The following is an 18958-nucleotide window of genomic DNA, read 5'->3' on the forward strand; positions in this document are numbered from 1 at the left end:
AAGGACGACGAAATGACAGGTCAGATAACCGTCACCAGGCTGGGCAGCCGCATCGGCGCGCGGGTGGACGGGGTGCGCCTCGGCGGCGACCTCGACAAGGACGCGGTCGAGACGATCCGCCGGGCGTTGTTTACCCACAAGGTGATCTTCTTCCGCCATCAGCATCACCTGGACGACGACCAACAGCTCGCGTTCGCCGAATTGCTGGGTACGCCGATCGGACATCCGGCCGCATCCGCACTGGCCGCCGAGCACCTGCCGGTGATCACCCCGATCGATTCGGAGTACGGCAAGGCCACCCGCTGGCACACCGACGTGACGTTCGCCGCCAACTACCCGGCGGCGTCAATCCTGCGGGCGGTCACCCTGCCGGCCTATGGCGGCTCGACGCTGTGGGCCTCGACCGTGGCGGCCTACCAACAGCTGCCCGAACCACTCAAGCACCTGGTGGAAAACCTATGGGCGCTGCATACCAACCGCTATGACTACGTCACCACCGAAGCGGCCATGTCGATGAACGACGCGCAGCGGGCGTTCCGGCAGGCCTTCGAGAAGCCGGACTTTCGCACCGAGCACCCGGTGGTGCGGGTGCACCCGGAGACCGGTGAACGCAGCTTGCTGGCCGGCGATTTCGTGCGCAGCTTCGTCGGCCTGGACAGCAACGAGTCAACCGCGCTGCTGGAACTGCTGCAACGGCGGATCACCATGCCGGAGAACACCATTCGATGGAGCTGGGCCCATGGCGACGTCGCCATGTGGGACAACCGCGCGACCCAGCACCGGGCGATCGACGACTACGACGACCAGCCCCGGCTGATGCACCGCATCACCTTGATGGGCGATGTGCCGGCCGACGTGCGCGGGCAGCGCAGCCGGGTGATCAGTGGTGCACCGCTGCAGGTGCTGGCGAGCTAGCCGGCGTCAGCGGTGCGCACCGGACTGATCGGCAACCAGCGCAGTGCCCCCGGCGCATCGGCCGGCACCACCGGCGCGTTGGGCGCGATCGGCTCCAGCCGGCGATACGGCTCGCCCTGCGACGGGCGCAAGTCGTTCTCGCCGTTGTTCGGCCACAACGACGCGGCCCGCTCGGCCTGGGCGGTAATGGACAGCGAGGGGTTGACACCCAGGTTCGCCGAGATGGCCGCGCCGTCCACCACGAACAGCGTCGGGTAGCCGTAGACCCGGTGATACGGGTCGATCACGCCGTGGTCGGCGTTGTCGCCGATCACCGCGCCGCCGAGGAAATGCGCGGTCAGCGGGATGTTGAACAGCTCTCCCCAGGTGCCGCCGGCCACGGCGTCGATCTTGTCCGCGATGCGCCGGGTGACCTCGTTGCCGACCGGAATCCACGACGGGTTGGGCTCGCCGTGCCCCTGCTTGCTGGTGTACCACCGGATGCCCAGCTTCCCGCGCTTGGTGTAGGTGGTGATCGAGTTGTCCAGGTGCTGCATCACCAGGGCGATCAACGTGCGTTCGCTCCACTGCCGGGTGTTGAGCAGCCGGAGCATCCGCTTCGGGTCGGCACGAGCCTGGTCCAGCAGCTGCTTCCAGCGCGGCACGTCGGTGCCTTCGGGGCCATGGCCGTCGGTCATCAGCGTCTGCAGCAGCCCCATCGCGTTGGAGCCCTTGCCATAGCGGACCGGCTCGATGTGGGTGTCCGACGTCGGGTGGATCGACGACGTGATCGCCACCCCGTGCGTCAGGTCGAGGTTCGGGTCGACCTCGAGCTTCCCGGCGCCGACGATGGACTCGGAGTTGGTACGGGTCAGCATGCCCAGCCGATTCGACAGCCGGGGCAGCCGACCCTCATCGCGCATGTTGAACAGCAGATGCTGGGTGCCCCAGGTTCCTGCGGCCAGCACCAGATGATTCGCCGTGTAGGTGCGCCGGTCGCGGCGCAGCCAACTTCCGGTGCGTACCGTGCGAACCTCCCACAGGCCATCGGGACGCTGCTCGAAACGCTTCACCGTCGTCATCGGAATGACCTGTGCCCCGGCCGATTCGGCGAGCGCAAGATAATTCTTCAGCAGGGTGTTCTTGGCGCCGTAGCGGCAGCCGGTCATGCAGCACCCACACTCCAGGCATCCGGTGCGTTCCGGCCCCGCGCCACCGAAGTACGGGTCCGGCACGGTCTTGCCCGGCGCCTTGGTGCCGCCGGGGCCGAAGAACACCCCGACCGGCGTCGGCACGAACGTGTCGCCACAACCCATCTCGTCGGCGACCTGTTTGACGATCCGGTCGGCGTCGGTGAAGGTCGGGTTCTCCACCACGCCCAGCATCCGCTGCGCCTGCTCGTAGTGCGGCATCAGCTCGTCGCGCCAGTCGGTGATGTGTTTCCACTGCGGGTCGTTGAAGAACGGATCGGGCGGCACATACAGCGTGTTGGCGTAGTTCAGCGACCCGCCGCCCACTCCGGCGCCGGCCAGGATCATCACGTTCTTCAACGGGTGGATCCGCTGAATGCCGTAGCAGCCCAGCCGGGGCGCCCACAAGAACTTACGCAGGTCCCAGGACGTCTCGGCGAAATCCTCGTCGGAATACCGGCGCCCGGCCTCCAATACACCGACGCGGTAGCCCTTTTCCGTCAGCCGCAAAGCGGTGACGCTGCCCCCGAAACCCGAACCGATGATCAGTACGTCGTAATCCGGCTTCATCGCACCAGTATGGCCTTACCGGTCGGTAACGAGCCAGCGGCCTCCGGGCGCGTCAGCTACCGACGGTCAGGCCAACCTTCTGGAACTCCTTGAGGTCGCAATAGCCGGCCTTGGCCATCGACCGGCGCAGCCCACCGACCAGGTTGAGGCTGCCGAACGGGTCATCGGACGGCCCGTTGAGCACTTGCTGCAGGGGTGGGCGCTCGCCGACGGCGATCTGCAGCAGCGCCCCGCGCGGCAACGACGGGTGCGCCGCTGCGGCCGGCCAGAACCATCCCTCGCCCAGCGCCTCGGCGGACTCGGCGAGCGGCGTGCCCAGCACCACCGCGTCGGCGCCGCACGCGATCGCCTTCGCCAGCTCGCCGGAGGTGTGGATGTCGCCGTCGGCCAGCACGTGCACGTAACGGCCACCGGTCTCGTCGAGGTACTCGCGCCGCGCGGCGGCGGCGTCGGCGATGGCGGTGGCCATCGGCACGCTGATGCCCAGCACCTCGTCGCTGGTGGTCACTCCCCTGGTGGCGCCATAACCCACGATGACGCCGGCGGCGCCGGTGCGCATCAGATGCAGTGCGGTGCGGTGGTCCTGCACGCCGCCAGCGACCACCGGCACGTCGAGCTCGGAGATGAACGTCTTGAGGTTCAGCGGTTCACCGTCGCTGGCCACCCGTTCGGCCGAGACGATGGTGCCCTGGATGACCAGCAGGTCGATGCCGGCCTGGACCAGCACCGGCGTCAGCGCCTGAGCGTTTTGCGGGCTGACCCGCACCGCGGTGGTGACCCCGGCTTCCCGGATCCGGGCGACCGCGGCGCCCAGCAGATCCGGGTCGAGCGGGGCCGCATGGAATTCCTGCAGCAACCGGATGGCCGCCGACGGTTCGGGCTCCTTGCTGGCGGCCTCGACCAGCTGCGCGATCTTGGCCTCGACGTCGGCGTGCCGCCCGACCAGTCCCTCGCCGTTGAGCACGCCCAGACCGCCGAGCTTGCCGAGTTCGATCGCGAACTCGGGCGACACCAGCGCATCGGTCGGATGCGCCAGCACCGGGATCTCGAACCGGTAGGCGTCCAGCTGCCAGGCGGTCGACACGTCCTGCGAAGAGCGGGTGCGCCGGGAGGCCACGATGCTGATTTCGCTCAGTTCATAGCTGCGACGGGCGACGCGGCCCATCCCGATCTCGACCATGTGGGCCTCAGCGTGCGTAGTAGTTGGGGGCTTCGACCGTCATCGCGACGTCGTGCGGGTGGCTTTCCCGTAACCCGGCCGCCGTGATCCGGACGAACTGCGCCTGTTGCAGCGCCTCGATGGTCGGCGAGCCGGTATAGCCCATCGCGGCGCGCAGGCCGCCGGTCAACTGGTGGATCACCGAGGACAGCGGGCCGCGGAAGGGCACCCGGCCCTCGATTCCCTCCGGCACCAGCTTGTCTTCGGACAGCGCGTCGTCGGCGAAGTAGCGGTCCTTGGAATAGGACTTTCCGGCGCTCGAACCCCGGCCCGCCATGGCCCCCAACGACCCCATCCCGCGGTAGCTCTTGAACTGCTTGCCGTTGACGAAGATCAGCTCGCCGGGGGCCTCGGCGGTGCCCGCCAGCAACGAGCCCAGCATGGCCGTCGACGCGCCCGCCGCCAGGGCCTTGGCGATGTCGCCGGAGTACTGCAGCCCGCCGTCGGCGATCACCGGCACGCCCGCCGGGCCACAGGCCGCGACCGCCTCCAGAATCGCCGTGATCTGTGGCGCCCCGACGCCGGCCACCACCCGGGTGGTGCAGATCGATCCGGGTCCCACGCCCACCTTCACCGCGTCGGCACCGGCGGCGACCAGGGCCGCGGCCGCCGACCGGGTGGCCACATTGCCGCCGATGACCTCAACCTTCTCGCCCGCCTCGGCCTTGAGTTTGCCGACCATATCGAGCACCAGCCGGTTGTGCGCATGCGCGGTGTCCACGATCAGCACGTCCACCCCGGCGTCGACCAGCATCATCGCCCGGACCCAGGCATCGCCACCGACGCCGACGGCGGCGCCGACCAGCAGCCTGCCGTCGCTGTCCTTGGTGGCCAGCGGATGTTGCTCGGTCTTGACGAAGTCCTTGACGGTGATCAGCCCGGTCAGCCGGCCGTGGCCGTCGACGATGGGCAGCTTCTCGATCTTGTGGCGCCGCAACAGGCCCAGCGCCGCGTCGGCGGACACGCCCTCCTGCGCGGTGATCAACGGCGCCTTGGTCATCACCTCGGCGACCTTCTTGGTCTGGTCGACCTCGAACCGCATGTCGCGGTTGGTGATGATGCCGACCAGCGCACCCCCGTCGTCGACCACCGGCAGGCCGGAGATGCGGAACCGCGCGCACATCGCGTCGACCTGAGCCAGGGTGTTGTCCGGGCGGCAGGTGACCGGGTCGGTGACCATGCCGGCCTCCGAGCGCTTCACCATTTCGACCTGACCGGCCTGCTCGGCGACCGGCAGATTGCGGTGCAGCACACCCATGCCGCCGGCCCGGGCCATCGCGATGGCCATCCGCGACTCGGTGACCGTGTCCATCGCCGAACTCACCAGCGGCACTTTGAGCCTGATCTTCTTGGTGAGCTGGCTGGACGTGTCCGCGGTAGCGGGAACGACGTCCGAGGCGGCGGGCAGCAGCAGCACGTCGTCGAACGTCAACCCCAGCATCGCGATCTTGTGCGGGTTGTCGCCTCCGGTGGGCACCGGGTCATCGATCAGACCACCCACCCGAACGTATGGACTGCCGACGAGGTCAGAACTGTCCTCCAGGTGGGACGTGCCACGGGTCATCTCCTGCGCCCTCCATACGATGCGGCGTGAGAAACCCATCCTATCGGCTCACCTCTCGCTGTCGTTCGCTTGCTCGGGCGCGCCGCGCACACCAAACGCCACGAAAACGGCGAGCATCGGCCTGCTGGCGTTATGCCGGGCGGGCTGCGTAGGCTAGAGGACGTGCGCGACCACCTCCCACCGGGTTTGCCGCCCGACCCTTTCGCCGACGACCCCTGTGATCCGTCGGCGGCGCTGGATGCCGTCGAGCCAGGCCAGCCCCTTGATCAGCAAGAGCGGATGGCCGTCGAGGCCGACCTCGCCGATCTGGCCGTCTATGAAGCACTGCTGGCGCACAAAGGTATTCGCGGGCTGGTGGTGTGCTGCGACGAATGTCAGCAAGATCACTACCACGACTGGGACATGCTGCGCGCCAACCTGCTGCAGCTGTTGATCGACGGCACCGTGCGTCCGCACGAGCCCGCCTATGACCCCGAGCCGGACGCCTACGTCACGTGGGATTACTGCCGGGGCTACGCCGACGCTTCGCTCAACGAAGCGACGTCAGACGCCGACGGTTTCCACCGCCGGCACTGATTTCGGCCTCACTGATTCGGAGCCAGCGGCGCCACCGGAGGTGGCGTATGGCTGTGATGGTGATGCTTGCCCACTGACGGACTCGGCGACGGGGTCGCTGCCTGCGGGGGCGCGACCGAGGCGGCCGGGGGCGCCGCCGGAATCGTGGTGGATGCCGCCGGCGGCACCAACGTCGGTGTTGCGGCCGGGACGGGCGGCGTGGCGTTGGGATTGCGCGATTCGACCTTGGCGTTCAACAGCTTCAGCTGATCCATCAGCTCCTGTTTGCTGGCCGGGTCGTCGATCGACTGCACCAAGCTGCTCACCTCGGTGAGCTGAGTCTTGGCCTGATCCCACTGGCCGCGGTCGATTGCTTCCTGCACCTTCGCCAGGTCGGCCTTGGCAGCCAGCATCTCCTGCTTCTCGTGCACCTGAGGCTGGTCGAAGAACATCGCGTGCAGCCCGTACAGGGTGCCGCCGGGCCCGGCCTCGACCACCATCGCGCCGAAGCCGCTGAGCACCAGCAGCGCGATGGCAACCGATCCGACGACGGCCAGGCCGCGATGGCCGCGCCGGCGCTCGGCCAGTCCGGTGCGCAATGCGTTGACGGCCTCTTCGGGCGTCACCAGCGCGCTGGCCGGGGGCCACCTGAGGTTGTCGCGCCAGTCCTCCAGCAGGGTGGTCAGCACGCCGACCTCGGGATCCTCGACGTCGACCGGCCGGCGCCGGGCCAACGCATCGAGAAGCAGGTCGGTGCGGGCGAATTCGTCAAGAGATTCAGGCACAGTCACCCGCCGCGATCATCTCGGACTTGAGCCGCGACAGTGCGCGGTGCTGGGCAACTCGGACCGCGCCGGTGGTACTGCCGACCGCGGCCGCGGTCTCCTCGGCGGACAGGCCGACGACAACGCGCAGAATCAGGATCTCGCGTTGCTTGGCGGGCAAGATCTCGAGCAGTTCACTCATCCGGCTCACCGAATCGGCTTCGATGGCAAGCTGTTCGGGTCCCGCGTCAGGTGACCACCGCTCGGGAATCGATTCGGTGGGATAGGCAAGATCGCGACCGGCAGCGCGGTGCGCGTCGGCAACCTTGTGGGCCGCGATGCCGTACAGGAAGGCCAGGAACGGACGTCCCCGATCGCGATAACGCGGTAGCGCCGTGATAGTCGCCAAGCACACCTCCTGTGCCACGTCATCCGCTGACAGGCCACCCCGATCGACGGTGCCGACTCGCGCCCGGCAATAACGCACGACGATCGGACGGATGGTCTCCAGCACCTCCCTCAATGCGTTGTGGTCTCCAGTGACGGCCTTGGCGACCACAGCGTCGAGACGTTCCCCTGCTGGAATTGTCATCGACTGTGATCTCTCCAACGTTACGAAGCGGACACATCGCGGGCCAACCGGGCTAACTAACGAAATGACAATAACGGGCGAAAGGCTGTTTCAAGCGGAACGCCACGTCCCACCGGCGCGCCGGACCTGGCCTGCGCAGACATCGCGGATTTCGTGCAGCTGATGTGCCGGAAAAGTGACACTTCCGATATCGATCAGCAAGCAAGCAAGCGCCCAACGAAGTGGTAGCAGCCCCAATTGCCCGGTGGTTTGCAGCGCGCCATCCGCGACCGTGCGGGCCCGCTCGATATTGCCCGAGCAGCACAGCGCGGCGGCCAGCACCACGTCGCTTTTGACCCGGTGCCGCGGCGATGCCACGGCCATGGCCGCCGCCAGCTCAACCCCTTCGTCGGCATGACGGACTGCGACGTCGCCGTCGCCGCAGGCCATCGCGAGCTCGGCGGCCACCCACCGTCGGCGCACCGGCAGCCGGTCGGGCACCGCGGCGTCGCCGTTCGCGGATGCCAGCAGCGGGTCGACGCGCGCCAGCAGCGTCGCCGCGGCCGCGAAGCGCCCGACGCCCAGCGCGTCGGCCGCCAGCCCGATCAGCGCATCGGCGCCCGCCTCGGCATCGCCCCCGGCCAGCGCCAATGCCCGACCGTCCCAGCCCCGCGCCAAGGCGTGCCAACCGAGTTGGCGCAGAAAAGACCCCTGCGTGCTCATGCCCAACGAGGCCAGCCGTCCGGCCGAAACGGTGCGCCGCAGCACCGCGAGGTCGCGGTAGGCTGCGCCGTAGCGCCCCTGCCCGCCGGCCGCCACGGCGCGCAGCCACAACTGGTCCGGCGTCGTCGCCGACGGCAGCGGCCAGCTGCCGGGCTGGTCTCCGAAGGCGGCACCGGCCAACCGGCGCCCAATCAAGGAAGTGTGACGAGTTTCAATCACAATGATGTAGTAAACAGTTTGTGGTCTTCTTGTTACCGAACCGTTAATCACTATAGCCCATGGATAAATCCTGCTTACCGCTCACCCTTGCGCTGAGCTGGGAAATCACGTTTCGGTCAACTGCCTGGTAGCACGATGTCGGTTTCGCCAATTCATTAGAGATGAACGCAAAGTTAATTTTGCCCCGATCGCCAGATAATTTGTCGGGCTAAGTGGCTATTGACGGAAATTCACCGTCACCCCTAACGTCTACGCATGACGGGTAGTCATCGGTGACCCCCACTCCACTTAATTTAAGTTGCACCCAATCGCGTTCACGAAACTGAGCTCGAGCGGGCCGGTGCAGAGAGGGAACGAACCAATGCCACAGCCGGAGCAGCTACCTGGGCCTAACGCCGACATCTGGAATTGGCAACTGCAGGGTTTGTGCCGCGGGGTTGACTCGTCGATGTTTTTCCACCCGGACGGCGAACGTGGCAGGGCCCGCATGCAGCGCGAGCAGCGCGCGAAGGAAATGTGCCGGCAGTGCCCGGTGATCCAGGAGTGCCGCTCGCATGCCCTCGAAGTCGGTGAGCCGTACGGGGTTTGGGGCGGCCTGTCGGAGTCCGAGCGCGACCTGCTGCTCAAGGGCGACATCGGCCGCGGACGCAGCATCCGCCGCTCGGCCTGATCCCCGCGGCTCCGGCCGCAATTGAACGATTCACGGTCCCAGTCCGTGTCCTAGTCGTGGGCTAGATCGGGGAGGTCTGGTCCACAGTCGACGCGGCGTCGAGACGCGTTGCGCCACGCCGACTCCGCACACACCGGAGGGGCGCTGTGGCTGGACTTTCCTTGCTTGCACGGCTGGGACAACAAGCGTGGCTGGATCGGCCGAGCTATCGGCTCGAACACGCATTGACGTTCCTGTTCGCGGCCCTTGGCCGCAACCGCGATCGGGTCAGCAACGCATTGCACGGCACCTGGCTCGGTCATCCGGTGCATCCGGCGTTGACGTCAGTGCCGACCGGTGCGGTGACGACGGCCGTCGTGCTGGACGCGGCCGGCGTGCTGTCCGGGCGTACTGCTCGACTGCGTGACGGGTCGAGGTTTGCGTTAGGGGTCGCCCTTATCGGAAGTGTCGGCGCGGCGGCCACCGGTGTGACGGACTGGCAGCACACCCACGAGCAGTCGCGCCGCATCGGTCTTGTCCATGGCGTGCTGAACGCGGTCGCGACGGGCCTGTATGCGGTGTCCTGGTGGGATCGCCACCGGGGCCGTCAGCTACGTGGAATGGCGAGCAGCGCGGTGGGCTACGGCCTCACGCTGGGCGGCGGTTACCTCGGCGGGGCTTTGGTGTTCGGATCGGGCACCGGCGTGGATCGTTCCGGCGCCCGGTTGATCGGCGCGCATTGGACGCCGGTGCTGCCGGTGACGGCGTTGGATGGGCAGCCGCGGCGAGTCGAGGTGGCCGGCGTCGGCTTGGTGCTGTATCGCATCGAGGGTCAGGTGGTGGCCACCGGTGCGCACTGCCCGCACCTGGGCGCGCCCATGAGTGACGGCTGGATTGATCGCGATCGGATCGTGTGCCCCTGGCACGGCTCGAGGTTCGCCTGTCGATCAGGAGAAGTGACGCGCGGACCGGCGACGGCCGCGCTGCCGAACTACCCGGTCCGGATTCGCGACGGAGTTATCGAGGTGCGCGGAGCGGCGAAATGAATGCCTACGACGTGCTTTTCGAGCATCACGAGGTGTTGCGCGGTCTGTGCAAGAAGATCACCGATCTGCCGCCGGATTCCGACGAGCGCCAAGATGCGCTCGACGAACTGCTGATCGAGCTGGACATCCACATGCGCATCGAGGATGACTTGTTCTACCCGGCGGTATCCGCGGCCAGCGCACTGGTCGCCATCGCCCATGCCGAGCACCGGCAGGTGTGGGATCAGCTGGCGACGCTGCTTCGCACACCACCGGCGGCGCCGCAATACCAGGACGAATGGAATTCCTTTGTCACGGTGCTGGACGCCCACGCCAGTGAAGAGGAGCGCGACTTGTGCCCGGCCCCAGTAGATTTGAGTTCAGACGTGCTCGAGGCGCTGGGAAAGAGGATGGTCGAGCGCATTGCCCGGTTACGGCAGTCTCCCATCAACAAATTCCGGGTCCGAAGCCGTAAGGCCCTGCTGAGCTCTCTCGTTTCGGTGCAGACCAATTGGGGTAAGCAGCGCAAGTGAACAGGGCCACATCTGTTGCGGTCGCGGCGCTCACCGCCACCATCGCTTCGCTAGCCGCGTGCGCAAACCAGCAAGGCAATCAGTCCAATACTTCGCCGACCAGCTCGACACCCGGTGCGGAGCGGTTGACCACCCAGCTGAAGACGGCCGACGGCAGCCCCGTCGCCAACGCCACCTTCGAATTCGCGAACGGCTATGCGACGGTGACCGTGGAGGCCGGTCCCAACCAGGTGCTGAGCCCCGGCTTCCATGGGCTGCAAATCCATTCGGTGGGCAGATGCGAGCCGACTTCGGCTGCGCCCGCCGGAGGATCGACCGGGGACTTCGAGTCCGCCGGTGCCGTCTACCAGGCGTCGAATCACACGAGCTACCCCGCCAGCGGCGACCTGACCGCACTGCAGGTTCGCTCCGACGGCTCGGCGAAACTCGTCACCACCAGCAATGCGTTCACCGCATCCGACCTGCGTAACAGCTCGGGCACCGCGCTGATCATTCACCAGACCGCGGATAACTTGGGCAACACCCCCACTACTGAGTCGGGCAAGCGGTTGGCGTGCGGTGTGATCGCGGCGCCGTCCGCGACGACCACGACGACCACCAGCGTCACGACGAGCACCACGACCACCCTCGTGCCCCCGGCGACCACCAGCACCAGCACCAGCACCGTCACCGTCACCAGCACCCCGACCCTGACAACGTCCGTACCGACCACGACCGTGACGTCGCCGCAATACTCTCCGCCCGGGCGCTGATCCGCCGCAGCGAAAACCGCCTTCTCGAAGTTCGCCGACCCCTACAGTTCTGGCATGCAGAAGGCGCTGTTCATCCTCGGCCTCGCCCTCTTTCTGCTCGGGCTGTTGACCGGGCTGGCCGTGCCCGCATTAAAGAATCCGCGCATGGCGCTGTCGAGCCACCTCGAGGCACTGCTCAACGGCATCTTCATGGTGCTGCTCGGTCTGCTCTGGCCATACCTCGATTTGCCGCACGCATGGGGAATCACCGCCGTCGCGCTGATCGTGTATGCCGGCTATGCGAACTGGTTGGGGACACTGCTCGCGGCGGCATGGGGTGCCGGTCGCCGATTTGCCCCCATTGCGACCGGCGACTTTCAAGCCTCGACGGCCAAGGAGTGGGTGGTCAGCTTTCTGTTGGTGTCGCTGTCGCTGGCGGTGTTATTCGGCGTGGGCATCGTGATCGCCGGGCTTTTAACGACGCACTAGGCCGCATGCACGTCAGGGGTGCGGACATGCTCGGGGCGAAAGCCCCGCCCGACGAGAAGCGGCGGAATCGCTTGCAGGGGGCCCATTCCCACGATCTTTGGGACGCGGATCGGTGACAGATCACCACTGAGATTGGGCGCGATCGCCTTGTCTTGCATCAACACCTGAAAAGCCTGGACGATCCGAGTGGGTAGCTCGCGCCGCCGCTGCACCTTCGCCAGATCGTCGTCGGTCACCCGGCCGTCGCGCAGCGGGCCGCACAAAGTGTTGGCGGCGGCCACCGCATCGGCGACGGCGAGGTTGATTCCCACACCGCCGGCCGGCGACATGGCATGCGCGGCATCGCCTATGCACAGCAGACCGGTCCGCCACCACGTCTCGAGCCGGTCCACCCGCACGTCCAGCTCGCTGGTGTCGTCCCACGAGCTCAGGTCATTGACGTGCTCGCGCAACCGCGGTTGCGCGGTGGCGATCCGCTCCTTGAACGCCTCCAGGGATCCGGCCCGGGGGTTCGATCCCTTGGGCATCAGGTAGGCGATCTGCCAATAGTCGCCCCGGTAGATCATGGCCATCATCAGGCCCTTGCGCAGCACCGCGAACAGTTCCCGGGGGTCGCCGGGGCGCCATTTCAGCCGGAACCACAGCACGTCCATCGGGGAGTGCGCCGCGGCGGTCTGCAGGCCCGCCGCCGCGCGCACCGCGGACTTGCGTCCGTCCGCAGCTATCACCAGATCGGCCCGCACCTGTAGTTCCGGCGTGCGTACTCCGGCCACTCGGTCACCGTCGAAGATCAGGTCGGTGACCTCCGCGTTGCGGATCAGGGTGAATTCCGAGTAGGCCGAAGCCTTTTCGGCGATGAAGTCGAGAAAGTCCCACTGCGGCATCATGGCGATATAGGGCTGCCGGAAGCCGAGCCGTTTGAGCACCTTGAAGTTGCCGAAGGTGCGAATCGAGCCGTCGGTGTCGAAGGCGACGCGGTCGATCTTGGTGTGCGGTAACCGCAGGAACTCGTCGATGAACCCGAGTTCGTCCATGATCCGCAGGGTGGTCGGGTGCACGGTGTCGCCACGGAAGTCGCGCAAGAAGTCGTTGTGCTTTTCCAGGACGACAACCCGGATTCCGGCGCGGGCGAGCAGCAGGGCGTGAACCATGCCGGCCGGACCGCCGCCGGCAATGCATACCTGGGTCTGCATAACTTGCGTCATTGTGTGACTCCTCGTGGAGCGTGGAATACAATTGCAGACTGCACCAAGTAATGTATCACGGCGGCCGGGGAGGCGGTATGGCTGCACAGGTGTCGACGCCACAAGTGGTGGAAGCCGCGCTGCGCGCTGCGGAAAAGCTGGGCAAGGACGTCGCCGACGTTCCCGTCGCGGCGATTGCGTCCGAGGCCGGGATCTCGCGAAGCACCCTGCTGCGACGCTTTGGCGGCTCACGCACCGCCTTGAATGACGCCGTTCGCGCGGCCGGAGTCGACCCGGGCGGCCTGCCCCCCGTCCGTGCCCGCGCCGTGGCGGCAGCCGCATCATTGATCAGCGAATCCGGCCTTGCCGCAGCAACATTGGAAGCGGTCGCGGCCCGAGCTAATTGCTCGGTGTACAGCCTGCATGCGGTGTTCGGTGGTCGCGACGAGTTGATGCGACAGGTTTTCGAACGGCACAGCCCGGTCGGCGACATCGAGGACTACCTGGCGCGCCCCTGCGATGACTTCGCCGACATGGTGCGCGGGTTCTACCGAACCGTGGCGACCGCGCTGAGCCGCGAACCCAGCGTTGTCCCAGCGATTTTCGCCGAGGCCTTTGCACGGCCGGCCAGTCCCGCGGTGCGATCCATCGCGGCCTACGGTGCCCCCCGCATGCTCGGCGTGCTCGGTCGCTGGTTCGAAGCCGAGATACGGGCCGGACACATCCGCGACCTGCCGCGGCCGCTGCTGGTTCAACAGTTGTTGGGGCCCATAGTGATTCATCTGTTCACCCGGCCGGCTCTGTCCAATGTCCCCGCCTGGCCGCTGCCCGACATCGACACCGTCTGCGACGTCTTCGCCGATATGTTCGTGCGCGCCGTCGCGACATCGACGCGGTGACATACTGCAGCTTTCTGTTCCGTCGCGCTACCGGATGGCCTGCGCTCGTGCTTAAGTCGGGATTGTGAAACCGCTCGCTACATTCTTTCGAGACACGGTGGCAGCTCGGATAGTGGTTGCCGCCGTGCTCGGAATCGCCGTCGCCCTCGGGGTGGGTAACACGATCGGCTGGCGATTCGCGCTGGTCGGCTGGATCGTCACCGCAGGTATCTATGTGGTGTGGACGCGGCTTCTACTGGGTGGAATGGATGCCGAACAAACCTGCAGATACGTGACCAAGGAGGACCCCACCCGCTGGGTCGCCGACGCGGTCATCGTGTCGGCAAGCGTGGCCAGCCTGGGCGGGGTCGGTTACGTGGTAGCCGCCGCATCCCGCTCGGGTCCCGGGGCCGTCGAGGCCGCCGCCGTCGGCGTGCTCACCGTCGCGGCATCCTGGTTTGCCGTGCACACGTTGTTCAGCATGCACTACGCGCGGCTCTACTACTCTGACGAGCCGGGCGGAATCAACTTTCACGACCCGGAGCGACCTCGTTTTCGCGACTTTGCGTATGTCGCCTTTACCGTGGGCATGACCTATCAGGTGTCAGACACCGAAATCGGATTGACGTCGATCAGAGCGACGGTCTTACGCCATGCGTTGCTGTCCTATCTGCTCGGCGCCGTCATCCTGGCCGTCACCATCAACCTGATCGCGGGATTGGGCTCCAAATCTTGATCGACCGCGGCAGGCTTTTCGATCAGGCCGCCGGGTCGAGACTGAAGACCCGGACCGCGGCTGACTTGCCCTTCAAGGCATGCGATCCCCGGTCGGCGAGTTCTTGCGGTGCCGTGCCCAAGGCGTCGAGGGTTTGGTGGGTGAGCAGGATTGCGTCACCGGTAGTTTTGGTGAGCTGCTCGACGCGGGCAGCGACGTTCACGGCGTCGCCGATCAATGTGAATTCGAGCTTGCCTCCGCCGATCACCCACGAGTATCGCGTGCCGTATCCGATCCCATGCCCACTGCAACAAGCGCTCCATGACGCGACAGTAGGCGCATATGGCGCTGGAATGCACTCAGTCGTAGTCGTCGACGATCGCAGCGACCTGGATCTCGACGCGCATCTTTGGACCCGCCAGCGCGGCGACGCCGATGCATGTCCACAGCGGTGCGCGGTCACCCATGCGTAGGCGGAATTGTTCGACCATGGTGTCGAGGTGCTCAGGCCCGATTTGGCCGTCCGCGTCCGGCAGGTGATACGAGTGCACGGTTATCACGTGGCGCCACGATGCTCCTGCTGTTGCCAATGTCCGTTCGACGTTGTCGAAGGCCTGAATGACTTCGTCGCGAACTGACTCCGGATAGCGCCAGTCGTCATCCCAACCTCCTTGACCGGCGGTCTCTACCCGGTTGCCGTAGCGAACAACCTGTGAGTAGTGAAAGTCCCGCCGCTGGCGTTCCCCATAGCCAGGCGTGACGGAAAATACCGGCTTATCCATGGGTGCCATCCGCTCGGTCGAGGCCGAACACCTCTGTGGGGGCTGACTTGCCCTTCAGTGCGTGAGCACCCCGGGCGGCAAGTCCGGGCGGTCGAGAAACCAAGGCGTCGACCGTTTGTTGGGTGAGAAGGACGGGGTCACCGGTGGTCTTGGTGAGCTGCTCGACACGGGCGGCGACGTTGACGGCGTCGCCTATCAGGGTGAACTCCAACTTGCCTCCGCCACCGATGGTTCCAGCGATCACCAAACCGGTGTTAACCCCGATACCGATCCGAAGCGCACCGTCGAAACGCTCGGCGACGAGGCGATGAATCAGCACCGCCGCTCTTAGTGCGGCATCGGCATGATCGGCCAGTTCGTTCGGGGCGCCGAAGACGGCCAGTGCGCCGTCGCCGAGGAACTTGTTGACGTGCCCGCCGGCGTCGACGACGGCAGGCACAACGATCTCGAACAAGGCGTTGAGGCGGGCGACCGTGTCCTCGGCGGTATTGGCCTCCGCAAACGGGGTGAAGTCACGGACGTCGACAAACATCACCGTCACCTCGCGGCGTTCACCGGTGAACACGTCGTCACCCTGCTCGAGCAGACGCGCGGCCAGCGCCGGATCCACGTAGGTACCAAACGCCGTCTGAAGTCGTTGCCGCTCAGCCAAACCCGCCTGCATCCGGTTGAACGATGCCGCCAGCGCACCCAGGTCATCGTCCTGTACCACTGGCAAGCGTTGCGAATAGTCGCCAGCCGCGACTCGTTTGGTCCCTTCGGCGAGGTCGCGAATGGGCCGGAGGGAGGGCGAAATGATTCCGCCTACGGTGATCGGCACCGCCAAGACCGTCCAAAAACATCCGATTGCAACAAAGAGCACCGGGACCTCACTGGCCCTACGCAGCAGGACCGCCAGCATCGCGCCCCCGACGGCGAAGGTGAACAACGAGCCCAACACGGAGAGGTTTATCCACGTGGCAAATGTCGGACGAGAACGCGGAAGCGTGTCACCGAGCCCCGTATCGCCGCCGAGGGCGGCCCTGACCGGTCGCAATGCTCCCTGCACAGAGGTGTGCACACCGATCAGCGCCATGGCAATTCCCAAAGCCGCGCCCAGAATCCCGTACTGAAATACCCGCGGCCTACTGGCCCCGGAAACCACACCGATAACCATCAAAAGCACTGCGGTCCAAACAGGTTCAAAAGCCAGTGCTCGAACTCCCGCCGCGCGAGTCCAGGTGTAGGTGTCCTGCAGTGCTTTCACACGATCGACCTCACGGCCGGCGGCCCACATTTGCGCCATGCGGAGCAGTGAGCTACCGGGACGAATCACGACGCACGCGTTCAGCGCCACGGCGACACCGGTGATGAGGGCCGCCTCGGCGTAGTGATTCGACTGCTCGAAGGCGAGAACAAGAAACGAGAGAAGGAGGTAGACGGGCAACATGGGGCCGAACACAATTGCCCAGGCGGCCCACGAGTACCTCGCTCCGTGCCGATCCCACGCCCACTGCCAGATGCGGTCCATGCCTAAAACAAAACACCCCCGGCCGGATGAACCGGGGGTGTTTCGTCTAGCAACTCTTAGTGGTGGTGATGACCGTGGCCGTGGCCGTGGTCGTCCTCCTCGGCGGGCTTGTCGACCACCACCGTTTCGGTGGTGAGCACCATCCGGGCCACCGACGCCGCATTGAGCACCGCCGAACGGGTGACCTTGACCGGATCGATGACGCCGTCGGCGACCAAGTCGCCGTAGGTCAGCTTGTCCGCGTTCAGCCCGTGGCCGTTTGGCAACTCGGTCACCTTGTGAACCGCGACCGCACCGTCCAGACCGGCGTTGGTGGCGATCCAATACAGCGGCGCCGCCAATGCCTCGGAGAAGACGTCGACGCCCAGTGCCTGATCGCCGTTGAGCGTTGCGCGCAGCTCTTGCAGCGCCCTGCGGGTCTGCAGCAGCGCCGAGCCGCCGCCGGCGACGATGCCCTCTTCGACGGCGGCCTTGGCCGCCGCCACGGCATCCTCGACGCTTTCCTTGCGCTCCTTGAGCGCGGTCTCGGTGGCCGCACCCACCTGGATCACCGCCACGCCGCCGGCCAGCTTGGCCAGCCGCTCCTGCAACTTCTCGCGGTCCCAGTCGGAGTCGCTCGCCTCGATCTCGGCGCGCAACTGCTTGATGCGGTTGGCCACGGCATCCTTGGGGCCGCCGCCGTCGACGATGACGGTGTCGTCCTTGCTGACCACCACGCGGCGAGCCGAGCCCAGCACATCCGTGCCGACCTCACGCAGCAGCAGGCCCGCGTCGGGGTTGATCACCTGGCCGCCGGTCACCACCGCCAGATCCTCCAGGAAAGCCTTGCGGCGATCGCCGAAGAACGGCGCCTTGACCGCAACGGCCTTGAGGGTCTTGCGGATCGAGTTGACGACCAGGGTGGCAAGCGCCTCGCCCTCGATGTCCTCGGCGATGATCAGCAACGGCTTGCCCGATTCGGCGACCTTCTCCAGCATGGGCAGCAGGTCGGGCAGCGAGCTGATCTTGTCCTGGTGCAACAGGATTACCGGCTCGTCCAGCACGGCCTGCTGAGCATCGAAGTCGGTGACGAAATACGCCGACAGGAAGCCCTTGTCGAAACCGACGCCCTCGGTGAACTCGAGCTCGGTGCTCAGTGTCGAGGATTCTTCGACGCTGACGACGCCGTCGGTGCCGACCTTGGTCATCGCCTCGCCGACCAGCTCACCCAGCAGTTGGTCGCGCGACGACACGGTCGCCACCTGTGCGATCGCGTCCTTGCCGGAGACCGGGGTGGCCGCCGCCAGCAGCGCCTCGGACACCGTGTCAGCGGCCTTGCTTATTCCCGCACCCAGCTCAATCGGGTTGGCGCCGGCCGCAACCAGTCGCAGGCCGCCCTTGACCAGTGCCTGGGCCAACACCGTCGCCGTCGTGGTGCCATCGCCGGCAACGTCGTTGGTCTTGGTCGCCACCGACTTCACCAGCTGGGCGCCCAGGTTCTCGAACGGGTCTTCCAGGTCAATCTCACGGGCAACGGTCACACCGTCGTTGGTGACCGCCGGTCCGCCGAATGCCTTGGCCAGCACCACGTGCCGGCCGCGCGGCCCGAGGGTCACCCGTACCGCATCGGCGAGCGTGTTCACGCCGGCCTCGATGGCGCGGCGCGCTGTCTCGTCGTACTCAATGATTTTGCTCATCAGGCTCCTTGTTTGAATGGTGGCGACCCGCTTCGCCCGGCTTCGCCGCGCTTGCGATCGCCACTAGCCCCAAACGCATGCCGCCCCGGAAATCACCCGCGCAGGACGCGGGGATCGCCGGGGCGGAACACGGTTCTTACTTGGAGACGACAGCCAGCACGTCGCGTGCCGACAGGATCAGGTACTCCTCGCCGTTGTACTTGATCTCGGTGCCGCCGTACTTGCTGTAGATGACGGTGTCGCCTTCCGAGACGTCCAGCGGGATGCGCTTCTCACCGTCTTCGTCCCACCGGCCGGGGCCGACTGCGACGACGGTGCCTTCCTGCGGCTTCTCCTTGGCGGTGTCGGGAATGACCAGACCGGACGCGGTCGTGGTCTCGGCCTCGTTGGCCTGCACGAGAATCTTGTCCTCGAGTGGCTTGATGTTCACCTTCGCCACGATTGGAGCCCTCCAGTGTTTGGGTCGGGTCCGGGACGCGCCCGGACCGGAGTTGACCGGGCGGTTCGGGGTCAACCC

Annotated in this window: 20 protein-coding genes and 1 pseudogene; 9 read left to right on the forward strand and 12 right to left on the reverse strand. The window is 66.4% G+C overall.

What is annotated here, in order from left to right:
- Positions 1–12 precede the first annotated feature (12 nt).
- Positions 13–915, forward strand: coding sequence for a TauD/TfdA family dioxygenase (locus tag A5625_RS01170; protein WP_066988553.1), 903 nt, complete (start codon positions 13–15; stop codon positions 913–915).
- Here A5625_RS01170 and A5625_RS01175 read toward each other — a convergent pair.
- From A5625_RS01175 to guaB, 3 genes are read right to left on the reverse strand one after another with little or no spacing between them, the layout of a single operon-like run.
- Entirely contained in the window at positions 912–2654 is a 1743-nt protein-coding gene (locus A5625_RS01175) for a GMC oxidoreductase (RefSeq protein WP_066988554.1), read from the reverse strand. The two genes, A5625_RS01170 and A5625_RS01175, sit on opposite strands and share 4 nt — an antisense overlap.
- 52 nt (positions 2655–2706) lie before the next feature.
- Positions 2707–3834 (reverse strand): GuaB3 family IMP dehydrogenase-related protein, encoded by a 1128-nt coding sequence (locus tag A5625_RS01180; RefSeq protein ID WP_066988555.1) that lies wholly within the window; start codon positions 3832–3834, stop codon positions 2707–2709.
- Positions 3835–3841: 7 nt separating this feature from the next.
- Positions 3842–5437 (reverse strand): IMP dehydrogenase, encoded by a 1596-nt coding sequence (gene guaB / locus A5625_RS01185; RefSeq protein WP_066988556.1) that lies wholly within the window; start codon positions 5435–5437, stop codon positions 3842–3844.
- Positions 5438–5599: 162 nt separating this feature from the next.
- On the opposite strand from guaB, the gene A5625_RS01190 reads away from it, so the two are divergent.
- Positions 5600–6013, forward strand: a complete 414-nt coding sequence (locus A5625_RS01190) for a DUF5319 domain-containing protein (RefSeq protein ID WP_003879523.1) — start codon at positions 5600–5602, stop codon at positions 6011–6013.
- A gap of 8 nt (positions 6014–6021) precedes the next feature.
- Here A5625_RS01190 and A5625_RS01195 read toward each other — a convergent pair whose 3' ends face one another.
- The 3 genes from A5625_RS01195 to A5625_RS01205 all read right to left on the reverse strand — a co-directional run bounded on the left by A5625_RS01195 (position 6022) and on the right by A5625_RS01205 (position 8269).
- Positions 6022–6783: an anti-sigma-D factor RsdA gene (locus A5625_RS01195; protein WP_197515911.1), complete on the reverse strand. Its 762-nt coding sequence runs from the start codon at positions 6781–6783 to the stop codon at positions 6022–6024.
- Positions 6770–7348, reverse strand: a complete 579-nt coding sequence (locus tag A5625_RS01200; RefSeq protein WP_066988558.1) for a sigma-70 family RNA polymerase sigma factor — start codon at positions 7346–7348, stop codon at positions 6770–6772. Before A5625_RS01200 ends, A5625_RS01195 begins: the two co-directional genes overlap by 14 nt.
- A 90-nt stretch (positions 7349–7438) precedes the next feature.
- Positions 7439–8269 carry a hypothetical protein gene (locus tag A5625_RS01205; protein ID WP_066988559.1) on the reverse strand — a complete coding sequence of 277 codons (831 nt, stop codon included), beginning with the start codon at positions 8267–8269 and terminating at the stop codon, positions 7439–7441.
- Positions 8270–8630: 361 nt separating this feature from the next.
- Between A5625_RS01205 and A5625_RS01210 the strand changes: the two genes are divergently transcribed.
- The 5 genes from A5625_RS01210 to A5625_RS01230 all read left to right on the forward strand — a co-directional run bounded on the left by A5625_RS01210 (position 8631) and on the right by A5625_RS01230 (position 11696).
- Positions 8631–8939, forward strand: coding sequence for a WhiB family transcriptional regulator (locus A5625_RS01210; protein ID WP_066988560.1), 309 nt, complete (start codon positions 8631–8633; stop codon positions 8937–8939).
- Between the two features lie 173 nt (positions 8940–9112).
- A complete protein-coding gene (locus A5625_RS01215) occupies positions 9113–9964 on the forward strand; it encodes a Rieske 2Fe-2S domain-containing protein (protein ID WP_232003317.1) in 852 nt (283 codons plus the stop codon).
- The gene (locus A5625_RS01220; RefSeq protein WP_066988562.1) at positions 9961–10476 is read left to right on the forward strand and encodes a hemerythrin domain-containing protein; all 516 of its coding nucleotides are present in this window, start codon (positions 9961–9963) and stop codon (positions 10474–10476) included. The genes A5625_RS01215 and A5625_RS01220 overlap by 4 nt, the downstream gene beginning before the upstream one ends.
- Positions 10473–11228, forward strand: a complete 756-nt coding sequence (locus tag A5625_RS01225) for a superoxide dismutase family protein (RefSeq protein ID WP_066988563.1) — start codon at positions 10473–10475, stop codon at positions 11226–11228. Before A5625_RS01220 ends, A5625_RS01225 begins: the two co-directional genes overlap by 4 nt.
- A gap of 54 nt (positions 11229–11282) precedes the next feature.
- Positions 11283–11696, forward strand: coding sequence for a hydrogenase (locus tag A5625_RS01230; RefSeq protein ID WP_066988564.1), 414 nt, complete (start codon positions 11283–11285; stop codon positions 11694–11696).
- Here the strand turns inward: A5625_RS01230 and A5625_RS01235 are convergent.
- Entirely contained in the window at positions 11693–12901 is a 1209-nt protein-coding gene (locus A5625_RS01235) for an FAD-dependent oxidoreductase (protein WP_082984187.1), read from the reverse strand. The two genes, A5625_RS01230 and A5625_RS01235, sit on opposite strands and share 4 nt — an antisense overlap.
- Before the next feature lie 77 nt (positions 12902–12978).
- On the opposite strand from A5625_RS01235, the gene A5625_RS01240 reads away from it, so the two are divergent.
- The gene (locus A5625_RS01240) at positions 12979–13779 is read left to right on the forward strand and encodes a TetR family transcriptional regulator (protein WP_066988572.1); all 801 of its coding nucleotides are present in this window, start codon (positions 12979–12981) and stop codon (positions 13777–13779) included.
- Between the two features lie 64 nt (positions 13780–13843).
- On the forward strand, positions 13844–14494 hold the full coding sequence (locus A5625_RS01245) for a DUF1345 domain-containing protein (RefSeq protein ID WP_066988565.1): 651 nt from the start codon (positions 13844–13846) through the stop codon (positions 14492–14494).
- Positions 14495–14516: 22 nt separating this feature from the next.
- Here the strand turns inward: A5625_RS01245 and A5625_RS30595 are convergent.
- From A5625_RS30595 to groES, 5 genes and pseudogenes are all read right to left on the reverse strand, one after another.
- Positions 14517–14777, reverse strand: a pseudogene (locus tag A5625_RS30595) (adenylate/guanylate cyclase domain-containing protein); the annotation flags it as partial.
- Positions 14778–14832: 55 nt separating this feature from the next.
- Positions 14833–15255: a Rid family hydrolase gene (locus tag A5625_RS01255; RefSeq protein ID WP_066988567.1), complete on the reverse strand. Its 423-nt coding sequence runs from the start codon at positions 15253–15255 to the stop codon at positions 14833–14835.
- Positions 15248–16765, reverse strand: a complete 1518-nt coding sequence (locus A5625_RS01260; protein WP_066988568.1) for an adenylate/guanylate cyclase domain-containing protein — start codon at positions 16763–16765, stop codon at positions 15248–15250. The genes A5625_RS01255 and A5625_RS01260 overlap by 8 nt, the downstream gene beginning before the upstream one ends.
- A gap of 56 nt (positions 16766–16821) precedes the next feature.
- A complete protein-coding gene (gene groL / locus A5625_RS01265) occupies positions 16822–18441 on the reverse strand; it encodes a chaperonin GroEL (RefSeq protein WP_066988569.1) in 1620 nt (539 codons plus the stop codon).
- Between the two features lie 136 nt (positions 18442–18577).
- A complete protein-coding gene (gene groES / locus A5625_RS01270; RefSeq protein WP_007167930.1) occupies positions 18578–18880 on the reverse strand; it encodes a co-chaperone GroES in 303 nt (100 codons plus the stop codon).
- Positions 18881–18958 lie beyond the last annotated feature (78 nt).

This window comes from Mycobacterium sp. 1465703.0, assembly GCF_001672975.1.
Taxonomy (GTDB): domain Bacteria; phylum Actinomycetota; class Actinomycetes; order Mycobacteriales; family Mycobacteriaceae; genus Mycobacterium.

What these genes read in the sequence shown, in the direction of transcription:
- A5625_RS01170 (WP_066988553.1), top strand. Translation starts at nt 13, where the DNA reads ATGACAGGTCAGATAACCGTCACCAGGCTGGGCAGCCGCATCGGCGCG.
- A5625_RS01175 (WP_066988554.1), bottom strand. Translation starts at nt 2,654, where the DNA reads ATGAAGCCGGATTACGACGTACTGATCATCGGTTCGGGTTTCGGGGGC.
- A5625_RS01180 (WP_066988555.1), bottom strand. Translation starts at nt 3,834, where the DNA reads ATGGTCGAGATCGGGATGGGCCGCGTCGCCCGTCGCAGCTATGAACTG.
- guaB (WP_066988556.1), bottom strand. Translation starts at nt 5,437, where the DNA reads ATGACCCGTGGCACGTCCCACCTGGAGGACAGTTCTGACCTCGTCGGC.
- A5625_RS01200 (WP_066988558.1), bottom strand. Translation starts at nt 7,348, where the DNA reads ATGACAATTCCAGCAGGGGAACGTCTCGACGCTGTGGTCGCCAAGGCC.
- A5625_RS01210 (WP_066988560.1), top strand. Translation starts at nt 8,631, where the DNA reads ATGCCACAGCCGGAGCAGCTACCTGGGCCTAACGCCGACATCTGGAAT.
- A5625_RS01220 (WP_066988562.1), top strand. Translation starts at nt 9,961, where the DNA reads ATGAATGCCTACGACGTGCTTTTCGAGCATCACGAGGTGTTGCGCGGT.
- A5625_RS01230 (WP_066988564.1), top strand. Translation starts at nt 11,283, where the DNA reads ATGCAGAAGGCGCTGTTCATCCTCGGCCTCGCCCTCTTTCTGCTCGGG.
- A5625_RS01235 (WP_082984187.1), bottom strand. Translation starts at nt 12,901, where the DNA reads ATGACGCAAGTTATGCAGACCCAGGTATGCATTGCCGGCGGCGGTCCG.
- A5625_RS01240 (WP_066988572.1), top strand. Translation starts at nt 12,979, where the DNA reads ATGGCTGCACAGGTGTCGACGCCACAAGTGGTGGAAGCCGCGCTGCGC.
- A5625_RS01255 (WP_066988567.1), bottom strand. Translation starts at nt 15,255, where the DNA reads ATGGATAAGCCGGTATTTTCCGTCACGCCTGGCTATGGGGAACGCCAG.
- A5625_RS01260 (WP_066988568.1), bottom strand. Translation starts at nt 16,765, where the DNA reads ATGGACCGCATCTGGCAGTGGGCGTGGGATCGGCACGGAGCGAGGTAC.
- groL (WP_066988569.1), bottom strand. Translation starts at nt 18,441, where the DNA reads ATGAGCAAAATCATTGAGTACGACGAGACAGCGCGCCGCGCCATCGAG.